Source organism: Aeromonas sp. TS_SC_11, assembly GCF_057318915.1.
On the sequence record NZ_CM170470.1, the window covers coordinates 635,233 to 653,519 of the forward strand.

An 18,287-nucleotide genomic window follows, 5' to 3' on the forward strand; every position below is an offset into this window, starting at 1 on the left:
AGAACAACAGGAACAAACAAGGAATGCAGCAGATCAAGTACGTGGCGCAGCATGGGTGGCCTCCGTACGGGCAAGCTTGGGGGGTACCGAAGGCGGTATCGCATCAGGACGAATATTGAAAAGTTGCAGCACCCCACCCATGGCCTCGGCAAACGGTGGCGTCGCCACGGCACCGCCATAGTAAGCGCTGCCCTTTGGCTCGTTGATCACCACCACCATGACGAAACGGGGATTGCTGGCCGGGGCGAAACCGGCAAACCAGGCCATGTAGTCCTTGCCGTAACCGCCGGCGACAGCGACTTTGGCGGTACCACTCTTGCCACCAACCCGATAGCCTGGGATCTGTGCTTTCGGGATGGCATTGCTGACCACATACTCCAGCGCCTGCAGCATGGCGGTGGCATTGTTGTGGTCGATGACCTGCTCACCCTTGGGCGGCGTGGTTACCTTGACGATGGAAAGCGGCACCCGCTTGCCCTTGTTGGCCAAGGTGGCATAGGCAGAAGCCAGTTGCAGCGGGGTGACCCGCAGGCCATAGCCAAACGAGAGGGTTGCCCGCTCGATATCGGACCAGCGGCGGCGCTGGGGCAGCATGCCGCTGCTTTCGCCCATCAGACCGCTGCCGGTATCCATGCCGAAGCCGACCATGCTGAGGGTATTGATCATCTCCTGCGCCGGCATCCGCAGCGCGATGCGCGACATGCCGATGTTGGAGGAGTAGCGCAATATGTCATACAGGTTGGTCGCTTTGTGGATACTCACGTCGCGGATCTGCTTGGCCCCGATAAACAGGGGCCCACCAGGGATAATGTCCTTCCAGCTGGTGACACCCGCCTGCAGGGCGCTCAACAGGATGAGGGGCTTGATGGTCGAACCCGGCTCATAGGTATCTGTCACTACCCGGTTGCGCACCCGGAAACTCTGGTACTGACCGCGGTTGTTCGGGTTGTAGGAGGGGGTGTTGACCATGGCGAGCACCTCGCCGGTCTTGATATCCAGCATCACCATGGAGCCGGACGTCGCCTTGTTCTCGTCGGTGGCATGCTTGAGGGCTCGATAGGCGAGCGCCTGTACCCGCTGATCGATGCTCAGCTGCAGATCGTTGGCGTTCTTGCCCTCTTTGACCAGCCCGAGTCGCTCTATGACCCTGCCCTGGCGGTCTTTGCGCACCCGCATCTCGCCCGGCGTCGCCGTCAACCACTCGTTGTAGCTGCGCTCAATCCCCTCGATGCCACTGCCATCTATGTTGGTTACCCCCACCAGATGGGCGCTGATCTCGCCGGTCGGATAGAAGCGACGTGCCTCGGGACGCAGATAAATGCCGCCCAGCTTGAGGCCCTTGATGTATTCCGCCACCGCCGGTGTTACCTGCCGCTGCAGGTAGACGAAGCGCTTGCTCGGGTTGGAGATGCGGTGCTTGAGGGTATTGATGTCGAGCTTGAGCACGGCAGAGAGCGCGAGCCAGGCGCGCTCATTATGGATGGCGCCAGATTCGTGCACGGTTTTGGGGTCGGCCCAGACCGCTTCTACTGGTACTGACACCGCCAGCTGTTCGCCGTTGCGATCCGTGATCATGCCACGCACAGCCTGGGTTGAGGTGGTTCGCAGGGAGCGCATATCCCCTTCCTGGCGCAGTCGATCCGGATCAATTACCTGGATCCAGGCCAGCCGCAGGATCAGGCCGGCAAACGCAATGCCGATAAAGAACACCAGCGTGCGAAAGCGCCACGGATAGAGTGACGGCGCTTTGGCTTTGGGTGGAGTCTTGGCAGATGCCTTGCGTTTCATGGTTGTGTAATTACCTTCTCGGTGGTCACCAGCGGGCGAGCCATCTGCAACTTGTCCATGGCCAGACTCGCCACCCGGGAATGCTCAGCCAGGGTGCCCTGTTCCAGCAGCAGGTGGCGCCATTCGATGTTGAGTCGATCCTCCTCGGCCATCAGATCGTTCTGCTTGGCTGTCAGACCGCGAGTCATGTTGGTCACCAGGATCACGCCAAAGGCGGTGATCAGCACGGCAAAGGCCAGTACAACCGGCAACTTGTGCCGCCAGAGATCAGCGAGGATCTCTTTGGCCAGATGAACACGCACCTCGCTCATGGCTTACTCCGCCAGACGCTGAGCGACCCGCAGCACAGAGCTGCGGGATCGGCTGTTTTCGGTGACTTCATGCTCGGAAGGCTTGAGCGCCTTGCCGACCGACTTCAATTTGCGACCACCGGCCAGTTGAGCTTCGGTCAAGGGGATACCGCGCGGCACTTCGGGGCCTTTCTCGTGCTTGCGGATGAAGTGTTTCACCAGCCGGTCTTCCAGCGAGTGGAAGCTGATGACGGAGAGGCGCCCTTCTGGTGCCAACGCCTGCAGTGCACCGTCCAGCGCTGTCTCTATCTCGTCCAGTTCGCTGTTGATATAGATACGGATCGCCTGGAAGCTGCGTGTGGCGGCGTGTTTGCCCTTCTCCTTGCTCGGATTGACCCGGGCAATCATCTCGGCCAGCTGGCGGGTGCGTACGTAGGGCTCGGTGACCCGATCGTGGACGATGGCACGGGCTATCTTCTTGGCAAAGCGCTCCTCACCGAAGGTCTTCAAGACCCAGGCGATATCATCCACATCGGCACGGGCCAGCCACTGCGCGGCACTCTGGCCGGAGGTGGGATCCATACGCATGTCGAGCGGGCCGTCTTTCATGAAACTGAAACCACGTTCGGCATCATCCAGCTGGGGTGAAGAGACACCGAGATCCAGCAGGAAGCCATCTACTTTGCCCAGCAAACCGCGCTCATCCAGATAGGAGACGATACCGGAGAAGGGACCATGCACGATTTCAAAACGCGGATCATGGATCTTGGCCGCCTCGGCAATGGCCTGGGGATCCCGATCGATGGCGATCAACCGGCCATTGGGGCCAAGGTGCTGGAGAATGAGACGAGAGTGACCACCACGGCCAAAAGTACCGTCCACGTAGATGCCGTCCGGCTTGATGGCCAGCCCTTCAACGGCTTCGTGCAACAGCACTGTGATGTGTTCAGCGGCTTGGGTCATTTATAAAGAAAAATCCTGTAGTCGTGGCGAGCTTGCCCAGTCATCCTCAGGCAGGCCCTGAATGTCATCATTGACCTGTTGTTGCCAGCGGGCTTCATCCCACAGCTCAAACTTGTTGAGCTGGCCCACCAGCATGATCTTCTTGTCCAGCCCTGCGTGGCTGCGCAGTGGCTGGCTGAGCAGCAGACGGCCATTGCCGTCCAGCTCGCATTCGGTCGCATGGCCGAGCAACAACCGCTGCAAGCGGCGTTCTACGGGATTCATGCTGGAGAGCATCTTGAGCTTGCGCTCGATCTCTTCCCATTCGTTCAGGGGGTAAAGCAGCAGACATGGATGGGCAATATCTATGGTGCAGACCAGCTGGCCGTCGCTTTCGTCGCGCAGCCAATCACGGTACTTGGTCGGAATCGCCAGTCGCCCTTTACTGTCCAGGCTGATGGCATGTGCACCACGCAACAAATTGCAGTCCCTGAAAATGAGTTAAGGGGGCAAATCGCCCGATAAAAACCACTTTGATCCACTTTTCCCCACCTTGAAGTTTAAGGACGTGCTGAGGGCTTTTCAAGCGAGGATATCGGGCATGGGGAACATATTGACGCAGCGTTTGGTCACTAAGGATTAAATGAGTTGATTTTCCACAGGTTATTTGTGTTAACAGCGATACGATTAATTGAAATCAATTAAAAAATAAACAAGTTGAACAAATAAGACACTCCCGTGTCATCTCTCGTTGGCCCAACGACAAGCAACACTCATACAGCACACAGAAGAACCATAACAATATGATTTATAAAGAATACTTTGGGTGAAAAATCATTTATCAACAAATATCACGGCTCAAACAGGGCAATATTTCTCCAAAAATAAAAAAAGAGCCCCACGATAAATCGCGGGGCTCTGCGGAATGAGTTCGGAGTCGGCCTGTAAGCCGGGTTCTGTACCGGGTTGCCCCGGGTAGCAATCATTCCTCTAGGCCAGCAATCGCTCGCTGGCTCAAGCAACCTACCCGCCCCCAACGCGGGCCGCGCCAATAGGGGCCTATTTGGTCTTGCTTCGGGTGGAGTTTACCGTGCCACGAACTGTTACCAGACGCGCGGTGCGCTCTTACCGCACCCTTTCACCCTTACCTGATCCCTTGCGGGCCATCGGCGGTTTGCTCTCTGTTGCACTGGTCGTGGGCTCACGCCCCCCAGGCGTTACCTGGCACCCTGCCCTATGAAGCCCGGACTTTCCTCCCCTCCGCCCGTCTGTCCCGAGGGACACAACGACGAAGCAGCGATTGCCCAGCCGACTCCGAAGTCGCGGATTATAGCCTCGTGACACTGTGGGGTAAACCGGCAATTCCCGTTTACAGCAATTAATAGTGCTCTAATCCATACTTGTAGAGGGCATTTTTCTTCACACCATGGATTTCCGCGGTGAGTGCCGCCGCTTTTTTCAACGGCAGCTCCGCCACCAGCAACCCCAGGGTACGGATCGCCTCGGCAGGCAGCTCTTCTTCCGTTTTGCTGGCTCCCGCGACCACCAGCACTATCTCGCCACGGCAGCGATTATCATCCTGGCCAAGCCAGGTCAGCATCTCGGAAGCGGGCAGACCATGGATGGATTCAAAGGTCTTGGTCAATTCGCGACACACCACCACCTGACGCTCGCCCAGAATGCGAGCAATCGCTTCTACCGTATCCTGTACCCGACGTGGGGATTCATAAAATACCAGTGAGCGGGTGTCTTCGATCACGGCCTGCAATCTGTCATCACGCCCTTTGCTTTTGGCGGGCAAAAATCCTTCGAAGGCGAAGCGGTCGGTCGGCAAACCGGCTGCGCTCAGGGCCGTGATAGCGGCACAAGGACCAGGCAGTGGTACCACCTTGACGCCTGCTTCGCGACAGCGGGTGACCAAGTGGTAGCCTGGGTCGCTGATGAGCGGAGTCCCCGCATCGGAGACCAGGGCGACGGTCTTGCCTTCCTTGATCCGGCCGATCAGCACATCGGCTTTCTGCTGCTCGTTATGATCGTGCAGCGCGAAGGTGGGCACCGAGATTTGGTAGTGGCTCAGCAGGATACCGGTATGACGCGTATCCTCGGCAGCCACCAGATCGACACTGCGTAAAATGTCCAATGCACGCTGGGTAATATCCGCCAGATTACCGATCGGAGTGGGGACTATATACAGGGTTGGGATGTCACTCATGGGATCTCCGAGTGTCCCGACAATTGTGTCGCCATATTGGCCCGTTTACACTATGGGGAACTTCAACACTGGTCGGGGAATGAACTTGAACCGGGTTACAAAGCAGCTAAGTGTATCACGACTCTTCGGCATCATACTCGCGGCAGCACTGCTCGCCGCCTGTGCGTCGGGGCCCAATCAACCTTCCGGGCAGCCAGGTATGCCGTCGGCCTTCTCGGATCTGACCAAAAATGCCCAGTGGTATCTGGAGCAGGTGGATCCTGTCAAACCTGCCGAAGCCTTTACTTGGCAGGTGATGGCGGCACGCAGCTACTTGGCACTCGGCCAGGCCAAGCCGGCATCGGCGCTATACCAGCAACTACAGAAGCAGGCCCAGAGCGCGGAGCAGAAAGCGCAGCTGCAACTGTTGCAGGCACATCTGTTGCTCGCCCAGGGCAACGCCAACCAGGCGCTGATTCTGCTGGAGGGCAAACCCGACGTGCCGCTGGATGCCGATACGCAGAAAAATTGGTATCGCCAGCGGGTAGTGCTGCAGCTGGATATCAACAACAAGTTTGGTGCAGCCAAGTCGTTGATCTTGATGGAGCCCTATCTGGCCCAGAATGAGCTGGCGACCAACCATCAGCAAATATGGTCTCTGCTCAAAAGCATGACACCCTCCACCTTGCAGGCACTGGAAGAGGCGCCAGCCCCTGACGTGACCACAGGTTGGCTGCGACTGGCGGCACTGGTTAACGAGTTCGGTGCCCAGCCCAGTCAGCTGGCCCGTCAGCTGGCAGGATGGAAACAGGCTTTCCCTGACCACCCGGCCCAGAAAGACATGCCGGCCGGTCTGGGGGATCTCGCCACCAGCCACATCAATGCGCTGCAGCAGATCGCCGTGTTCCTGCCGCTCTCGGGCAATCTCGAGCCGCAGGGCGCAGCCATTCGCAACGGTATGTTGATGTCTTACAAGGAGAATCAGAGCCAATTTACCCTGAACTTCTACGACACCCAGACCAAGGCGATGGGCGAACTCTACAAGCAAGCCATTCAGGAAGGGGCCAACATGATCATTGGCCCGCTGCTCAAGGACAGAGTCGAAGAGCTGCTCAAGGCCAATCCGACCGTGCCCGTGCTGGCGCTGAACGAGTTGGACAAACCTATCGTCAACGACAGCACCTTCTACTTCTCGCTCTCTGCCGCTGCCGATGCAGCCCAGGCAGCGCAATATCTCTACGGTCAGGGTTACCGAAAACCGCTGCTGATCGCTGCTCAGGGCCGAATTGGCTACAGCAGTATCAAGGCATTCGAGCAGGCATGGGCCACAGTGAGTCAGGACAAGCCGGTCGTGGCCACCTTTGGTGCTCGTAACGAAGTGCAGGGCATGGTCAAGAATGCTCTAAGTGGTCGCTCGACCGCACGGGCCGGGGAGGTGGTACAACTATCCGCAGCCGCGCCACGCAGCATAGATGTGGTCTACGTAGTCGCCAATAGCCTGGAGACCCGGATGATCAAGCCCTACGTGGACATCTCGGTCAATCCCATGGGCAGCCTGCCCATCTACAGCAGCTCACGCAGCTACGACAGCGCCACCACAGAGGTCGCCTCCGAGCTCAATGGTATGCACATCTCAGACATGCCGCTGCTGCTGGGTGGCTACGAGCAGCAACGGGAGCAGATCGCACTGCTCTGGCCGCAGACCCAGGGTGATCTGATGCGCCTGTTCGCACTGGGCTACGATGCCGTCAGCCTGGCAGAAAACCTGCAGCAGATGCGCAAGGTCAATGCCATGCAACAACCAGGCATGAGCGGACAGCTGAGCGTGGATGCCAATGGCAACATTGTGCGGGTACTGGATTGGGCCACCTATCAGAATGGTGAACTGGTCAGCGACAGTGCAGCACCTCAGCTTGAGGGAGCCCCCAATGAAGGATCTATTGGCACGGATGAGCCAGCAGTGGCAGAACCTGTTTCCGTCACCGACGAGCAAGGGACAACACTTTGAGCAAGTAGCGGAACGCTGGTTGCAGGCTCGCGGCCTGCAACCCGTGACGCGCAACTACCGCTGCCGCGGCGGCGAAATCGATCTCATCATGCGCCAGGGGAATACCCTGGTGTTTGTTGAGGTCAGATACCGCGCTCATGCCAGCCATGGCGGGGCCGCCAGCTCTGTCACCCCGCGCAAACAGCACAAGATCGTGCTGGCAGCGCGCCACTATTTAACGCAACATGCCATCAACGAGGCCAGTCAGGCCTGCCGATTCGATGTGATCGCGTTTGAGGATGACCAGCCAAACTGGATCCAGAACGCATTTTAAGAGGACCCTATGACTGACCGCATCAAAGAAAACTACACCGAAAGCATCCAGACCAAAATTGCCGCCGCCGAGGCGCTGCCGGACGCTATCCATACTGCGGCCCAGATGCTGACCATCTGTCTGCTCAATGGCCACAAGGTGATGGCATGCGGTAATGGTCCCTCTGCGGCACTGGCCCAGCTGTTCATCTCCGAGCTGGTCAACTGTTACGAGACCGAACGCCCTTCCCTGCCCGGCATGGCACTGACCCCTGACATGGCCACCATCAGCGCCATCGCCACCGATCACGGCTTCGAAGAGGTCTATGCCAAACAGATCCGGGCCTTGGGGCAAGCCGGCGACATCCTGGTGGTCATCACCACCACAGGTAATAGTCGTAGCTTGATCAAGGCCGCGGAGGCCGCGTTATCACGGGATATGACCATAGTGGTGCTCGGTGGGGGAGACGGTGGTGAGATCGCCGGGCTGCTCGGTCCCAACGATGTGGAGATCCGGGTACCATCCGCCCGACGCCCCCGTATTCTGGAGGTTAACCTGTTGACCCTGCACTGTCTGTGTGATCTCATCGACCAGACACTTTTCCCGCAACAGGAAGATTGAAACCATGAAGAAGCAAACACTCCTGCTCGGCCTGCTGGCTGGCACCCTGCTGCTGCAAGGCTGCGCAGCCGTGGTAGTAGGCGGTGCCGCAGGCACTGCCAAGGCTTCCGGCGATCGCCGCACTCTGGGTGCCCAGTGGGATGATCAGGCCATCGAACTGAAAGCTGCCAATCTGTTGGCCGACAACAAACCGTTGAGTGCAGCCAGCAAGATCAGCGTCTACAGCAACAACGGCCGCGTACTGCTGGTCGGCCAGACACCTTCTGACGCATACAAACTCGAAGCAGGCAAGGTCGTGGCCCGTATCGACGGCGTACGCCATGTCTACAATGAGCTGCGACTCGGCCAGCCAGTCAACATAGGGGTGCGCAGCAATGACTCCTGGATCACCTCCAAGGTCCGTGCAGACATGCTGGGGGCCAAAAACTTCGACAGCGCCAAGGTCAAGGTGGTCACCGAAAACGGCGAGGTGTTCCTGATTGGCCTGGTGACTCGCCAGGAAGGGGACCAGGCCGTTGAGATCGCTCGCCACGTCAGTGGCGTGAAGCGCGTAATCAAAGCGTTCGAGTTCGCCCAGAACTGAGCACGCAGGTAGCAAAGAGAAATAAAAAAACGCAGCCAGTTGGCTGCGTTTTTTTATTTGATGACTTTCAGCGTCGGCCGACCGGTCGGCCGCGGTGGTTCCGGATCGGGCTCCACCGGTGCTTCGGCCTGCTCCAGCCAGAGGTCATAACCTGGCTCGGGCGGGAACAGGGTACCCACGCCGTTCTCCCTGGCATGAATGGCCAATATGGCAGCCATAGGGATATAAACCTGCTGGGAGACACCGCCAAAACGGGCGCTGAAGCTGACTGCTTCATTGTCCATGTGGAACTGTCCTACCGCACGCGGCGCTATGTTCAACACTATCTGTCCATCCTGAACAAACTGCATCGGCACCATCACATGGGGGATATTGACGTTGACCACCAGATGCGGAGTCAGCTCGTTATCCAGCAACCAGTCAAAGAACGCCCGTAACAGATACGGGCGACTGGGTGTCATTGTTGGTTCCATGCTCATACGCCAGCGCGGATCTCACGTTCAGCTTCAGTCAATGAAGCCTGGAAGGATTCACGCTCGAACAGACGAACCATATAGGCTTTCAGCTCTTTGGCACCACGACCGGCGAAATCGATCCCCAGACTGGGCAGACGCCACAACAGCGGTGCCATGTAGCAATCGACCAGACCGAACTCTTCGCTCATGAAATACGGCATTTCACCGAAGATAGGCGCGATGGCCAGCAGGTTGTCACGCAATTCGGCACGCGCCGCGTCGACATCGGTACCTGCCATGATCTTGTCGGCCAAGGAGTACCAGTCCAGCTCGATGCGATGCATCATCAGGCGGCTGTTACCACGGGCAACCGGGTAAACCGGCATCAGGGGCGGGTGCGGGAAGCGCTCGTCCAGATACTCCATGATGATGCGTGAGGTGTACAGTGCCAGCTCACGATCGACCAGAGTCGGTACAGTGTTGTACGGGTTCAGCTCGGCCAGCTCATCTGGCAAGTTGCTTGGGTCAACCTGGCAAATATCTACGCTAACACCCTTCTCCGCCAGGACAATACGCACCTGATGGCTGAACATATCGTTGGCACCGGAAAACAGCGTCATTACCGAACGCTTATTGGCAGCTACAGCCATTGAACCCTCCCGTCATTAAAAAGCAGAAACGGCAATGAAGCATCTTGGTCTTCATTGCCGTGCATTATATTACCCGGATCTGGTCGCTTAGTGAACGTCGCGCCAGAATTCCTTCTTCAACAGCACAGTGAAGATGAAGAAGATTACGATGAATCCAAGTACCCAGAAGCCCATGCGTTCGCGCTCCTGTTGTACCGGTTCAGCCGAGTAGACCAAGAAGTTTACCAGATCCAGTACCGTCTGATCATACTCTTCGTTATTCATTTCACCGTTGCCGTCAGATTTGACACTGACAACCTGCTGTACGTCCACCCCATCCACAGTGTGGGTCGCAAACTCGGCACGGGGCGTGCCTTGCAGCGGCTCCAGCACGTGAGGCATGCCCACGGACGGGAAAACAGCGTTGTTCACGCCAAACGGACGAGTCTCATCCACATAGAAAGAGCGCAAATAGGTATAAACCCAGTCAGCCCCGCGCACCCTCGCTACCAGCGTCAGGTCGGGAGGCGGTGCACCAAACCACTTGGCCGCATCCTTCTCCGACATGGAGATTTTCATCAGATCGCCGATTTGGGCTCCCGTGAAGATAAGATTTTCCCTCATCAGCTCATCAGGAATCCCCAGGTCTTGCGCAACGCGGTTGTAGCGCTGGTACTGGGTAGAGTGACAACCGGCACAGTAGTTCATGAAGGTCGTGGCACCACGCTGCAGAGACGCCTTGTCACTCAAGTCATAGTCGGCCTTGTCCAGTGGGAAAGTACCGCCAGCAGCAAGCGCCAGGCTGGGCAGCAAGGCCAGCACTGCAAATATTATTCTTTTCATTTGAATGTCACCCTCTCCGGCAGCGGCTTGGTACGCTCATTCTTGCTGTAGAAGAACAGCAGGACAAAGAACCCGAAATACCCCAGCGAGCAGAACTGGGCAACCAGGGTCAAGGTCGGGGTCGATGGCAAGACGCCGAGGATACCGAGAATGACGAAGCAGACCACGAACTGGGCGATATTCAGCTTGTGCAGCGTGCTGCGATAGCGAACGGAGCGTACCTTGCAGCGATCCAGCCAAGGCAACAGGAACAGCACAACGATGGAGAGACCCATCATGATGACGCCGAGCAACTTGTCCGGCACCGCCCGCAGGATGGCGTAGAAAGGAGTGAAGTACCACACAGGAGCGATATGCGCCGGCGTCTTCAGACCATTGGCCACTTCAAAGTTCGGCTTCTCGAGGAAGTAGCCCCACATATCCGGCTTGAAGAAGATGATGGCGCAGAAGAAGAACAGGAAACCGGCCACGCCGATCATGTCCTTGACGGTGAAGTAAGGGTGGAAAGCCACCGCATCCAGCGGCCAGCCGTTAGCATCCTTGTGCTTCTTGATGTCGATGCCGTCAGGGTTGTTGGAACCCACTTCGTGCAACGCCAGTATATGCATGGCCACCAACATCACCAGCACCAGCGGCAACGCTATGACATGCAGCGCGAAGAAGCGGTTCAGGGTCGCCCCCGAGATGACATAGTCACCACGGATCCACAGGGTCAGATCCTCTCCGATCACCGGAATGGCACCAAACAACGAGATGATGACCTGAGCCCCCCAGAATGACATCTGGCCCCAGGGCAGCAGATATCCCATGAAGGCTTCCGCCATCAGCACCAGGAAGATCAGCATGCCGAAGATCCAGAGCAACTCACGCGGCTTCTGATAAGAGCCATAGATCATGCCGCGGAACATGTGCAGATACACAACGACAAAGAACGCAGAGGCCCCGGTGGAGTGCATGTAGCGCAGCAGCCAGCCGTAGTCCACATCCCGCATTATGTATTCGACTGAGGCAAAGGCGCCCTCAGCAGAAGGGTTGTAGTTCATGGTCAGCCAGATGCCGGTGATGATCTGATTGACCAGTACCAACATGGCCAGCGAGCCAAAGAAGTACCAGAAATTCAGGTTCTTTGGTGCCGGGTACTTGGCCATATGGTCGTTGTACATGGCAGTGAGCGGAAAGCGATAGTCAATCCAGCCCATCAGTTTGGAAAACATGGTCAGGCCTCCTTGCCATCATCGGCACCGACCAGGATGGTGGTGTCGCTAAGATATTGGTACGGCGGAATGACCAGGTTCAAGGGTGCAGGCACCCCCTGGAACACTCGACCAGCCATGTCGAACTTGGAGCCATGGCACGGGCAGAAGAATCCGGAGGTCACGCCTTGAACCTGCTCACCGAAGTTATCCGGCAGGTAGGAAGGAGAGCATCCCAGATGGGTACAAATGCCGACCGCAACAAAGATTTCGGGTTTGATGGATCTGTAGCCGTTATGGGCATAATCCGGCTGCTGTGGTTCGTCAGATGCGGGATCCCGCAGCTGGCCATCGTGAGCCGCCAGTGCATCCAGCGTCTGCTTGGTGCGTTTCACCACCCAGACAGGTTTGCCTCGCCACTCAACACGGATGAGCTGGCCTGGTTCCAACTTACTGATATCCACTTCTACCGGAGCGCCCGCCGCTTTGGCCTTGGCACTCGGGTTCCATGACTTTATAAACGGCACTGCGGTAAAAGCAGCTCCTACCCCACCAACGGCAACCGTTGACCAGGTAAGAAATCTGCGGCGACCGGTATCAACTGGCGCATTGCTCATCCAAAAACTCTCCCATGTGGACTCCGCACATTCTTATTGTGTCCCTGTTCCCCTTTCTTCCGTGACAACAGCGGCGGAAGCGGAGTTACAATTGTCACAGAAAAACCGAGGGAATTTTAAAGAAAAGATAACAACTTGACAAGAAAGACCAGCGAAGGGCAAAAACAATAAATATACATTTTTTTGTCTTTTGTGACGTGGTGTTAGCATTGGCGTAGGTAATATTACCAATAAAAAAAGCCTGGCACATGGCCAGGCTTTTTTGACACTCGTGAGAGTGAGTACAAAAAGCGAATTAACGCTTGGAGTACTGCGGACGCTTACGAGCTTTGTGCAGACCGACTTTCTTACGCTCAACCTTACGGGCATCGCGAGTAACAAAGCCTGCTTTACGCAGTTCGGCGCGCAGGGTTTCATCGTACTGCATCAGAGCACGAGTGATACCGTGACGGATCGCACCAGCTTGGCCGGAGATGCCACCACCATTAACGGTGATGTACAGATCCAGTTTCTCGGTCATCTCAACCAGTTCCAGCGGCTGACGAACTACCATGCGGGCAGTCGGACGGCCAAAGTACTGCTCCAGGGAGCGCTGGTTGATTACGATTTTACCGCTACCCGCTTTGATAAACACGCGAGCAGTGGAGCTTTTGCGACGGCCGGTACCGTAGTATTGATTTTCTGCCATGTTGCCAGTTCCCGATTAGATATCCAGTACTTGAGGTTGCTGAGCAGCATGAGCATGCTCGGCGCCTGCGTAAACTTTCAGTTTACGGAACATGGCACGGCCCAGAGGACCCTTCGGCAGCATACCTTTGACAGCAGCTTCGATTACCATTTCCGGCTTACGCTTGATCAGCTTGTCGAAGCTGATTGACTTGATACCACCCGGGAAACCGGAGTGAGAATGGTAGATTTTATCGGTAAATTTCTTACCGGTTACATGCACCTTCTCAGCGTTTACAACGATGATGTAATCACCGGTGTCAACGTGCGGAGTATATTCAGCTTTGTGCTTACCACGCAGACGAGAAGCGATCTCGGTTGCGATACGACCCAGAGTTTTACCCTCTGCGTCCACAATGTACCAGTCACGTTTTACGGTTTCTGGCTTGGCAACGAAAGTTTTCATTAAGTTAAACCCAATTACCTGTTACAGACCCAATTGCTTATGGGGGCTCTCCCACAAACAACAAACGATGGCCTACCTGTACCCCTTCGAATACAAGTAAAGCTTAAAGTGTCGCTGTCTTATCGACAGCTGTAACGTGGGCCGGGCGATTATAAGTGAAGTTGCCTTAAATATCACCTGCTAATTTCACTGCCATGAAGCTAGCAAATGTCGCCCGGCCCTACCTGCCGCAGATGCCCATCCGACTGGCAGGCGCGGTATTGTGACTAAGGAAGGTGCACTCTGGCAAGGTATTCGTGCGATTGCATTTCCTGAAGCCGTGAAAGACAACGTTTGAATTCGAAATTCAACAGCCCGTTCCCGTAGAGTTCTGTCATGGGGACAGCCGCCGACATGATGAGTTTCACGTGCCGTTCATAGAACTCGTCCACCATGGCGATGAAGCGACGAGCCGCATCATCCGTGCCCGCCCCCATGGGTTGCACATTGGCAAGCAGCACAGTATGAAACAGGCGGGCCAGCTCTATATAGTCGCCCTGTGAGCGAGGAGTACAGCAAAGTTGCTCGAACTCCATGTACAGCACACCTTCCCCCATTCCCAGCGACGTCAATTGACGATGATTGATCTCGACACTGCCAGCGTTGACCTGCTCCAGACCCGTTAACTGTTGGAAATATCGGTCCAGATTGGATTTTGCCTGCTGATCCAGAGGGAAGTGATATATCTCTGCCTGCTCCAGGGTACGCAAGCGATAGTCGATGCCACCATCCACGTTAAGTACCTCGCAATGACGCTCGATGAGCTCGATTGCTGGCAGAAAACGGGCCCGTTGCAGACCATTGCGATAAAGATCCTGTGGCGGGATGTTGGAGGTCGCCACCAGCACAACCCCATGACCAAACAGCTCCTGGAACAGGGTGCCAAGCAACATGGCATCCGTGATGTCGGAGACAAAAAACTCATCGAAACAGATGACATCTGTCTCGCTGGCGAGCTTGCTGGCGATGAGCTTGAGCGGATCGGCCTGCCCGGTCAGTCCCTTGAGTTCGTCGTGCACCCTGTGCATGAAACGGTGGAAGTGGATACGCAGTTTTCGCGTCCCCGGCAGGCTCTCAAAAAAAGTATCCATCAGCCAGGTCTTGCCTCTGCCCACTCCGCCCCACATATATAGCCCGAGGACAGGTTCCTTGGCCTTGGGCTTTTGCAACCAGCCCAACAGGCCGCGGGATCTGGTCGGAGTCGGGCTTTGGCACAAATCCTGATAGAGTCGCTCCAGGCGGGTCACGGCCATCGCCTGAGCCGGGTCGGCCACAAAGCCGGGGCGCTGCAAATCCTGCTGATATTTTTGCTGCGGGGTCATCCTGTCAACCGCCTCCAAGTCCCTGAATGAAGGACAAAATGGTATCACGCTCTCGGGGTGCACGGTATAGTGCCATCAAGGCGTAGCGGCCATCCAGGCCGCCTCAACACACATTGATTTAGCTGTAACAAGGAGCATCTATGAGTCTGTTAAACGGGATCCTGCTGGCTGTCGCCGCCTTGATTATCGGTATCATCATCGGTCGCTTCACGGTGCGCAGCCGGGATGCCGGACGTCTGGAACAAGAGCTGAAAAAAGCGCACACGGAGCTGGAAAACTACCAGGGCCAGATCAATACCCACTTTGCCGACAGCGCCGCTCTGATGGAGCAGCTTGCCGAGCAGTATCAGACCCTCTATCGCCACATGGCAGAGCAGAGCAAATTCCTGGCCAAGGCACAGGAGCCGCTGTTCCGTGAAGCACTGCTTGAAGAAAGTGCCGATACTCCGGCCAACGAAGAACCCGGCGTACCGCCCCGTGACTATGCCGGCGCCTCCGGTCTGCTCAAGCAGTCCAGTTAGTTCCCCGCGGAACTAATTGCGCTGTGTTGTGGTCAGACCTTGACGATTGCATTGCAACTTTTTCTGGGAGCTGTTTTTCATATGCGTAAACCTCTTTCTGTGCTCAGTGTGCTAGCCCTCAGTGTCGGTATCGCCATGTCTGCGGCCCCTGTGCAGGCTGCACTGCCCTCTTTGCTGGCGAACAATCAGGAGATGCCGAGCCTGGCGCCGGTTCTCGAACAGGTCACGCCTGCCGTGGTCAATATCTCCGTCTCTGGCAAGAAAATCACTCGCCAGCGTCTACCTGAACAATTCCGCTTCTTCTTCGGCCCCAACATGCCTGATGAGCAGGTGAGCGAGCAGCCCTTCCAGGCGCTGGGCTCCGGCGTCATCATAGATGCCAAGAAGGGCTACGTGATCACCAACGCCCACGTTGTACACGAGGCGGACGAGATCAAGGTCAACCTGAAAGATGGTCGTGAATATGCGGCCAAGAAGATAGGCGAAGACAAACAGTCCGATATAGCCCTGCTGCAAATCAAGGCCGAGGATCTGGTGCAGATCAAATTTGCCGATTCAGACGAACTGAGGGTCGGCGACTACGCACTGGCCATCGGCAACCCGTTTGGCCTGGGCCAGACAGTCACCTCCGGCATCGTCAGCGCCCTGGGACGCAGTGGCCTCAACATCGAAAATCTGGAAAACTTCATCCAGACCGATGCGGCCATCAACTCCGGCAACTCGGGCGGCGCCCTGCTCAACCTGCGTGGGGAGCTGATCGGCATCAATACTGCCATTTTGGGTCCCAACGGTGGCAACATAGGTATCGGCTTTGCCATTCCGTCAAACATGGTGCGTGACCTGTCTGAGCAGATCGTCAAGTACGGTGAAGTTCGCCGTGGTCAGCTGGGGATCACGGGCTCTGAACTGACCTCGGATATCGCCAAAACCTTCGGTTACAACAAGAAGGATGGTGCCTTCGTCAACCAGGTCATGCCTGACTCCGCCGCCGCCAAAGCCGGTATCAAGCCTGGCGACATCATCGTCAGCATAGATGGCAAGGCAATCCGCTCGTTTGGCGAACTGCGAGCCAAAATAGCGACCATGGGTGCCGACAAGCAGGTCGCGCTGGGCCTCATCCGCGACGGCAAAGAAGAAACCGTCAAGGTCATGCTGAAGAAGGCCGATGACAGCGAGATCCTGGCCAGCGTCCTGCACCCTGCACTGGAAGGGGCCAAGCTCAGCACCACCTCGGAGCCGGTGACAGGCGTAGCTGTCTCCGATATAGCGGCTCGCTCCCCTGCTGCGGCCTCCGGTCTGCAGAAAGGCGACATCATCATTGGCGTCAACCGCCTGCGAGTAAACTCGCTGGCCGAGCTGACCAAGGCATTGAAAAACAAGCCGGATGTGCTGGCGCTGAACATACAGCGCGGAGAGTCTTCTCTCTATCTGGTGATCCGTTAATAACCTCACACCCGCGGCCCTCGCCGCGGGTGATTTTTATCCACCGATAGTGTTATTCTCTGCCCGCTGCATGTACGGATGAGAATGACATGAAAATCCCACCTTTGATCAGTTACTTGGGCAAGTCTGTCGGCTTCGGTCTCACCGTGGCGGCTCTCCTGTTGCTGCTGTTTCCCGATTTCCGTGGCGGTGCCCAACTCCCCGGCATCATCACCAATGCCCGTGAACTGAGCTTCTCTTACGCTGCTCATAGAGCCGGCCCTGCCGTCGTCAACATCTATACCCGCAGTTTCTCCCGCAATCAGGGCAACCAGGCTGAACTAAGACCCCAGGGACTGGGCTCGGGAGTCATCATGAACCAGCGCGGCCATTTGCTGACCAACTATCACGTCATCGCCGATGCGGACCAAATCATAGTCGCACTGCAGGATGGGCGGGTGTTCAGTGCCGAGCTGGTCGGAACCGATCAGTTAACCGATCTGGCGGTGCTCTACATAGAATCGGACAACCTGCCGGTGATCCCCCAGGATCCCGACAGGCAGCCGGATGTGGGAGACGTTGTGCTCGCTATCGGCAACCCTTATAACGTCGGCCAGACCATCACCCAAGGCATCATCAGTGCGACCGGTCGCCTTGGTCTCTCCAGCATGGGACCGGACGGCAACGGCCGGCAGGATCTGCTGCAGACCGATGCGGCCATCAACGAAGGCAACTCGGGGGGAGCCCTGGTCAATGGCCGCGGCGATCTGGTGGGCATCAACACGGCCGCCTATCACCTCAACGGCAATCAGGAGAGCTACGGTATCAGCTTCGCCATCCCTTACCGGCTGGCCAAACGGATCATGGATGAGCTGATCACCAACGGCCGTGTCATTCGCGGCTACCTCGGCATCTCCAGCGTTGAACTCAACCCCATAGTGGCGCGCATGATGAACCTCGGTGATTTGCGCGGACTGGTGATCGAGAGTCTGGATCCTGACGGTCCGGCCAGCAAGGGAGGTCTGAAGCGGGGGGATGTGCTGCTCAAGATCAATGGGGAAGCGCTCAGCGGCGTGCGCTCCGCCATGGACAAGATTGTCGAGAGTCGTCCCGGCACCAAACTCACCATATCAGTGTTTCGTGATGGCAAGCCGCTGGAAGTGGAGGTCACCATAGAGGAAGACCTGCGCTACCAGCAGGGCAAGGCCAATACGAATGTCAGTGGCGCTAACGCCAGCTGACCCTCTTGTCTCTTCATATCACAAGGGCGGGTAACCGCCCTTTGTCATTTCTGCGAATCCTCGCTCCCCTCATACGTGAGACGACTCACAGTTTCAGCCTGTGCGGCTCTGGGGCTATCTGCCAGAGAAGTGCGCCATCGATCACACTAATCCAGCCC

The 18,287-nt window shown here is 56.8% G+C and carries 20 protein-coding genes and 1 other RNA gene; 7 read left to right on the forward strand and 14 right to left on the reverse strand.

Going from position 1 to position 18,287, the window contains the following annotated elements:
• Positions 1–33: 33 nt before the first annotated feature.
• The 6 genes from AC1P02_RS02940 to rsmI all read right to left on the reverse strand — a co-directional run bounded on the left by AC1P02_RS02940 (position 34) and on the right by rsmI (position 5,232).
• Positions 34–1,788 (reverse strand): peptidoglycan glycosyltransferase FtsI, encoded by a 1,755-nt coding sequence (locus AC1P02_RS02940; protein WP_005314203.1) that lies wholly within the window; start codon positions 1,786–1,788, stop codon positions 34–36.
• Positions 1,785–2,099 carry a cell division protein FtsL gene (gene ftsL, locus AC1P02_RS02945; RefSeq protein ID WP_005314205.1) on the reverse strand — a complete coding sequence of 105 codons (315 nt, stop codon included), beginning with the start codon at positions 2,097–2,099 and terminating at the stop codon, positions 1,785–1,787. The genes AC1P02_RS02940 and ftsL overlap by 4 nt, the downstream gene beginning before the upstream one ends.
• Before the next feature lie 3 nt (positions 2,100–2,102).
• A complete protein-coding gene (gene rsmH, locus AC1P02_RS02950; RefSeq protein ID WP_485184022.1) occupies positions 2,103–3,041 on the reverse strand; it encodes a 16S rRNA (cytosine(1402)-N(4))-methyltransferase RsmH in 939 nt (312 codons plus the stop codon).
• Entirely contained in the window at positions 3,042–3,500 is a 459-nt protein-coding gene (mraZ, locus tag AC1P02_RS02955; protein WP_021140324.1) for a division/cell wall cluster transcriptional repressor MraZ, read from the reverse strand.
• Positions 3,501–3,949: 449 nt separating this feature from the next.
• Positions 3,950–4,336, reverse strand: an RNA gene (gene rnpB, locus AC1P02_RS02960) — RNase P RNA component class A.
• Positions 4,337–4,398: 62 nt separating this feature from the next.
• Complete coding sequence (gene rsmI, locus AC1P02_RS02965) at positions 4,399–5,232, reverse strand: 16S rRNA (cytidine(1402)-2'-O)-methyltransferase (RefSeq protein WP_485184024.1); 834 nt, start codon at positions 5,230–5,232, stop codon at positions 4,399–4,401.
• 199 nt (positions 5,233–5,431) lie between these two features.
• Between rsmI and AC1P02_RS02970 the strand changes: the two genes are divergently transcribed.
• The 4 genes from AC1P02_RS02970 to dolP are packed head-to-tail and all read left to right on the forward strand — an operon-like array spanning position 5,432 to position 8,715.
• Positions 5,432–7,219 carry a penicillin-binding protein activator gene (locus AC1P02_RS02970; protein ID WP_238155206.1) on the forward strand — a complete coding sequence of 596 codons (1,788 nt, stop codon included), beginning with the start codon at positions 5,432–5,434 and terminating at the stop codon, positions 7,217–7,219.
• Positions 7,161–7,532 carry a YraN family protein gene (locus AC1P02_RS02975; protein WP_165484344.1) on the forward strand — a complete coding sequence of 124 codons (372 nt, stop codon included), beginning with the start codon at positions 7,161–7,163 and terminating at the stop codon, positions 7,530–7,532. The genes AC1P02_RS02970 and AC1P02_RS02975 overlap by 59 nt, the downstream gene beginning before the upstream one ends.
• Before the next feature lie 9 nt (positions 7,533–7,541).
• The gene (locus tag AC1P02_RS02980; protein WP_005314325.1) at positions 7,542–8,132 is read left to right on the forward strand and encodes an SIS domain-containing protein; all 591 of its coding nucleotides are present in this window, start codon (positions 7,542–7,544) and stop codon (positions 8,130–8,132) included.
• A 4-nt stretch (positions 8,133–8,136) separates the two neighbouring features.
• Positions 8,137–8,715 (forward strand): division/outer membrane stress-associated lipid-binding lipoprotein, encoded by a 579-nt coding sequence (dolP, locus tag AC1P02_RS02985; protein ID WP_058394603.1) that lies wholly within the window; start codon positions 8,137–8,139, stop codon positions 8,713–8,715.
• A gap of 53 nt (positions 8,716–8,768) precedes the next feature.
• Here the strand turns inward: dolP and AC1P02_RS02990 are convergent, their stop codons facing one another.
• The 8 genes from AC1P02_RS02990 to zapE form a co-directional block, all read right to left on the reverse strand.
• A complete protein-coding gene (locus tag AC1P02_RS02990; RefSeq protein WP_373966988.1) occupies positions 8,769–9,194 on the reverse strand; it encodes a ClpXP protease specificity-enhancing factor in 426 nt (141 codons plus the stop codon).
• The gene (gene sspA, locus AC1P02_RS02995) at positions 9,191–9,820 is read right to left on the reverse strand and encodes a stringent starvation protein SspA (RefSeq protein WP_005314352.1); all 630 of its coding nucleotides are present in this window, start codon (positions 9,818–9,820) and stop codon (positions 9,191–9,193) included. Before sspA ends, AC1P02_RS02990 begins: the two co-directional genes overlap by 4 nt.
• 87 nt (positions 9,821–9,907) lie before the next feature.
• A complete protein-coding gene (locus tag AC1P02_RS03000; protein ID WP_058394604.1) occupies positions 9,908–10,642 on the reverse strand; it encodes a cytochrome c1 in 735 nt (244 codons plus the stop codon).
• A complete protein-coding gene (locus AC1P02_RS03005) occupies positions 10,639–11,856 on the reverse strand; it encodes a cytochrome b (protein WP_005314360.1) in 1,218 nt (405 codons plus the stop codon). Before AC1P02_RS03005 ends, AC1P02_RS03000 begins: the two co-directional genes overlap by 4 nt.
• A 2-nt stretch (positions 11,857–11,858) precedes the next feature.
• The gene (petA, locus tag AC1P02_RS03010) at positions 11,859–12,452 is read right to left on the reverse strand and encodes a ubiquinol-cytochrome c reductase iron-sulfur subunit (protein WP_005314362.1); all 594 of its coding nucleotides are present in this window, start codon (positions 12,450–12,452) and stop codon (positions 11,859–11,861) included.
• Positions 12,453–12,747: 295 nt separating this feature from the next.
• Positions 12,748–13,140 carry a 30S ribosomal protein S9 gene (gene rpsI, locus AC1P02_RS03015; protein ID WP_005314365.1) on the reverse strand — a complete coding sequence of 131 codons (393 nt, stop codon included), beginning with the start codon at positions 13,138–13,140 and terminating at the stop codon, positions 12,748–12,750.
• 15 nt (positions 13,141–13,155) lie between these two features.
• Positions 13,156–13,584, reverse strand: a complete 429-nt coding sequence (gene rplM / locus AC1P02_RS03020) for a 50S ribosomal protein L13 (RefSeq protein WP_005314367.1) — start codon at positions 13,582–13,584, stop codon at positions 13,156–13,158.
• A 266-nt stretch (positions 13,585–13,850) separates the two neighbouring features.
• Entirely contained in the window at positions 13,851–14,945 is a 1,095-nt protein-coding gene (gene zapE / locus AC1P02_RS03025; protein ID WP_290020837.1) for a cell division protein ZapE, read from the reverse strand.
• Between the two features lie 140 nt (positions 14,946–15,085).
• On the opposite strand from zapE, the gene AC1P02_RS03030 reads away from it, so the two are divergent.
• From AC1P02_RS03030 to degS, 3 genes are all read left to right on the forward strand, one after another.
• Positions 15,086–15,466 (forward strand): Z-ring associated ZapG family protein, encoded by a 381-nt coding sequence (locus AC1P02_RS03030; protein ID WP_087756661.1) that lies wholly within the window; start codon positions 15,086–15,088, stop codon positions 15,464–15,466.
• Between the two features lie 81 nt (positions 15,467–15,547).
• Complete coding sequence (locus tag AC1P02_RS03035; protein ID WP_005314377.1) at positions 15,548–16,909, forward strand: Do family serine endopeptidase; 1,362 nt, start codon at positions 15,548–15,550, stop codon at positions 16,907–16,909.
• Between the two features lie 89 nt (positions 16,910–16,998).
• Positions 16,999–18,129 carry an outer membrane-stress sensor serine endopeptidase DegS gene (gene degS, locus AC1P02_RS03040; RefSeq protein WP_485184032.1) on the forward strand — a complete coding sequence of 377 codons (1,131 nt, stop codon included), beginning with the start codon at positions 16,999–17,001 and terminating at the stop codon, positions 18,127–18,129.
• Positions 18,130–18,287 lie beyond the last annotated feature (158 nt).

Bases quoted from the DNA above. Each gene is read 5' to 3' on its own strand.
- AC1P02_RS02940 (WP_005314203.1), bottom strand. From the start codon at position 1,788: ATGAAACGCAAGGCATCTGCCAAGACTCCACCCAAAGCCAAAGCGCCG.
- ftsL (WP_005314205.1), bottom strand. From the start codon at position 2,099: ATGAGCGAGGTGCGTGTTCATCTGGCCAAAGAGATCCTCGCTGATCTC.
- rsmH (WP_485184022.1), bottom strand. From the start codon at position 3,041: ATGACCCAAGCCGCTGAACACATCACAGTGCTGTTGCACGAAGCCGTT.
- rsmI (WP_485184024.1), bottom strand. From the start codon at position 5,232: ATGAGTGACATCCCAACCCTGTATATAGTCCCCACTCCGATCGGTAAT.
- AC1P02_RS02970 (WP_238155206.1), top strand. From the start codon at position 5,432: ATGCCGTCGGCCTTCTCGGATCTGACCAAAAATGCCCAGTGGTATCTG.
- AC1P02_RS02975 (WP_165484344.1), top strand. From the start codon at position 7,161: ATGAGCCAGCAGTGGCAGAACCTGTTTCCGTCACCGACGAGCAAGGGA.
- AC1P02_RS02980 (WP_005314325.1), top strand. From the start codon at position 7,542: ATGACTGACCGCATCAAAGAAAACTACACCGAAAGCATCCAGACCAAA.
- dolP (WP_058394603.1), top strand. From the start codon at position 8,137: ATGAAGAAGCAAACACTCCTGCTCGGCCTGCTGGCTGGCACCCTGCTG.
- AC1P02_RS02990 (WP_373966988.1), bottom strand. From the start codon at position 9,194: ATGAGCATGGAACCAACAATGACACCCAGTCGCCCGTATCTGTTACGG.
- sspA (WP_005314352.1), bottom strand. From the start codon at position 9,820: ATGGCTGTAGCTGCCAATAAGCGTTCGGTAATGACGCTGTTTTCCGGT.
- AC1P02_RS03000 (WP_058394604.1), bottom strand. From the start codon at position 10,642: ATGAAAAGAATAATATTTGCAGTGCTGGCCTTGCTGCCCAGCCTGGCG.
- AC1P02_RS03005 (WP_005314360.1), bottom strand. From the start codon at position 11,856: ATGTTTTCCAAACTGATGGGCTGGATTGACTATCGCTTTCCGCTCACT.
- petA (WP_005314362.1), bottom strand. From the start codon at position 12,452: ATGAGCAATGCGCCAGTTGATACCGGTCGCCGCAGATTTCTTACCTGG.
- rpsI (WP_005314365.1), bottom strand. From the start codon at position 13,140: ATGGCAGAAAATCAATACTACGGTACCGGCCGTCGCAAAAGCTCCACT.
- rplM (WP_005314367.1), bottom strand. From the start codon at position 13,584: ATGAAAACTTTCGTTGCCAAGCCAGAAACCGTAAAACGTGACTGGTAC.
- zapE (WP_290020837.1), bottom strand. From the start codon at position 14,945: ATGACCCCGCAGCAAAAATATCAGCAGGATTTGCAGCGCCCCGGCTTT.
- AC1P02_RS03030 (WP_087756661.1), top strand. From the start codon at position 15,086: ATGAGTCTGTTAAACGGGATCCTGCTGGCTGTCGCCGCCTTGATTATC.
- AC1P02_RS03035 (WP_005314377.1), top strand. From the start codon at position 15,548: ATGCGTAAACCTCTTTCTGTGCTCAGTGTGCTAGCCCTCAGTGTCGGT.
- degS (WP_485184032.1), top strand. From the start codon at position 16,999: ATGAAAATCCCACCTTTGATCAGTTACTTGGGCAAGTCTGTCGGCTTC.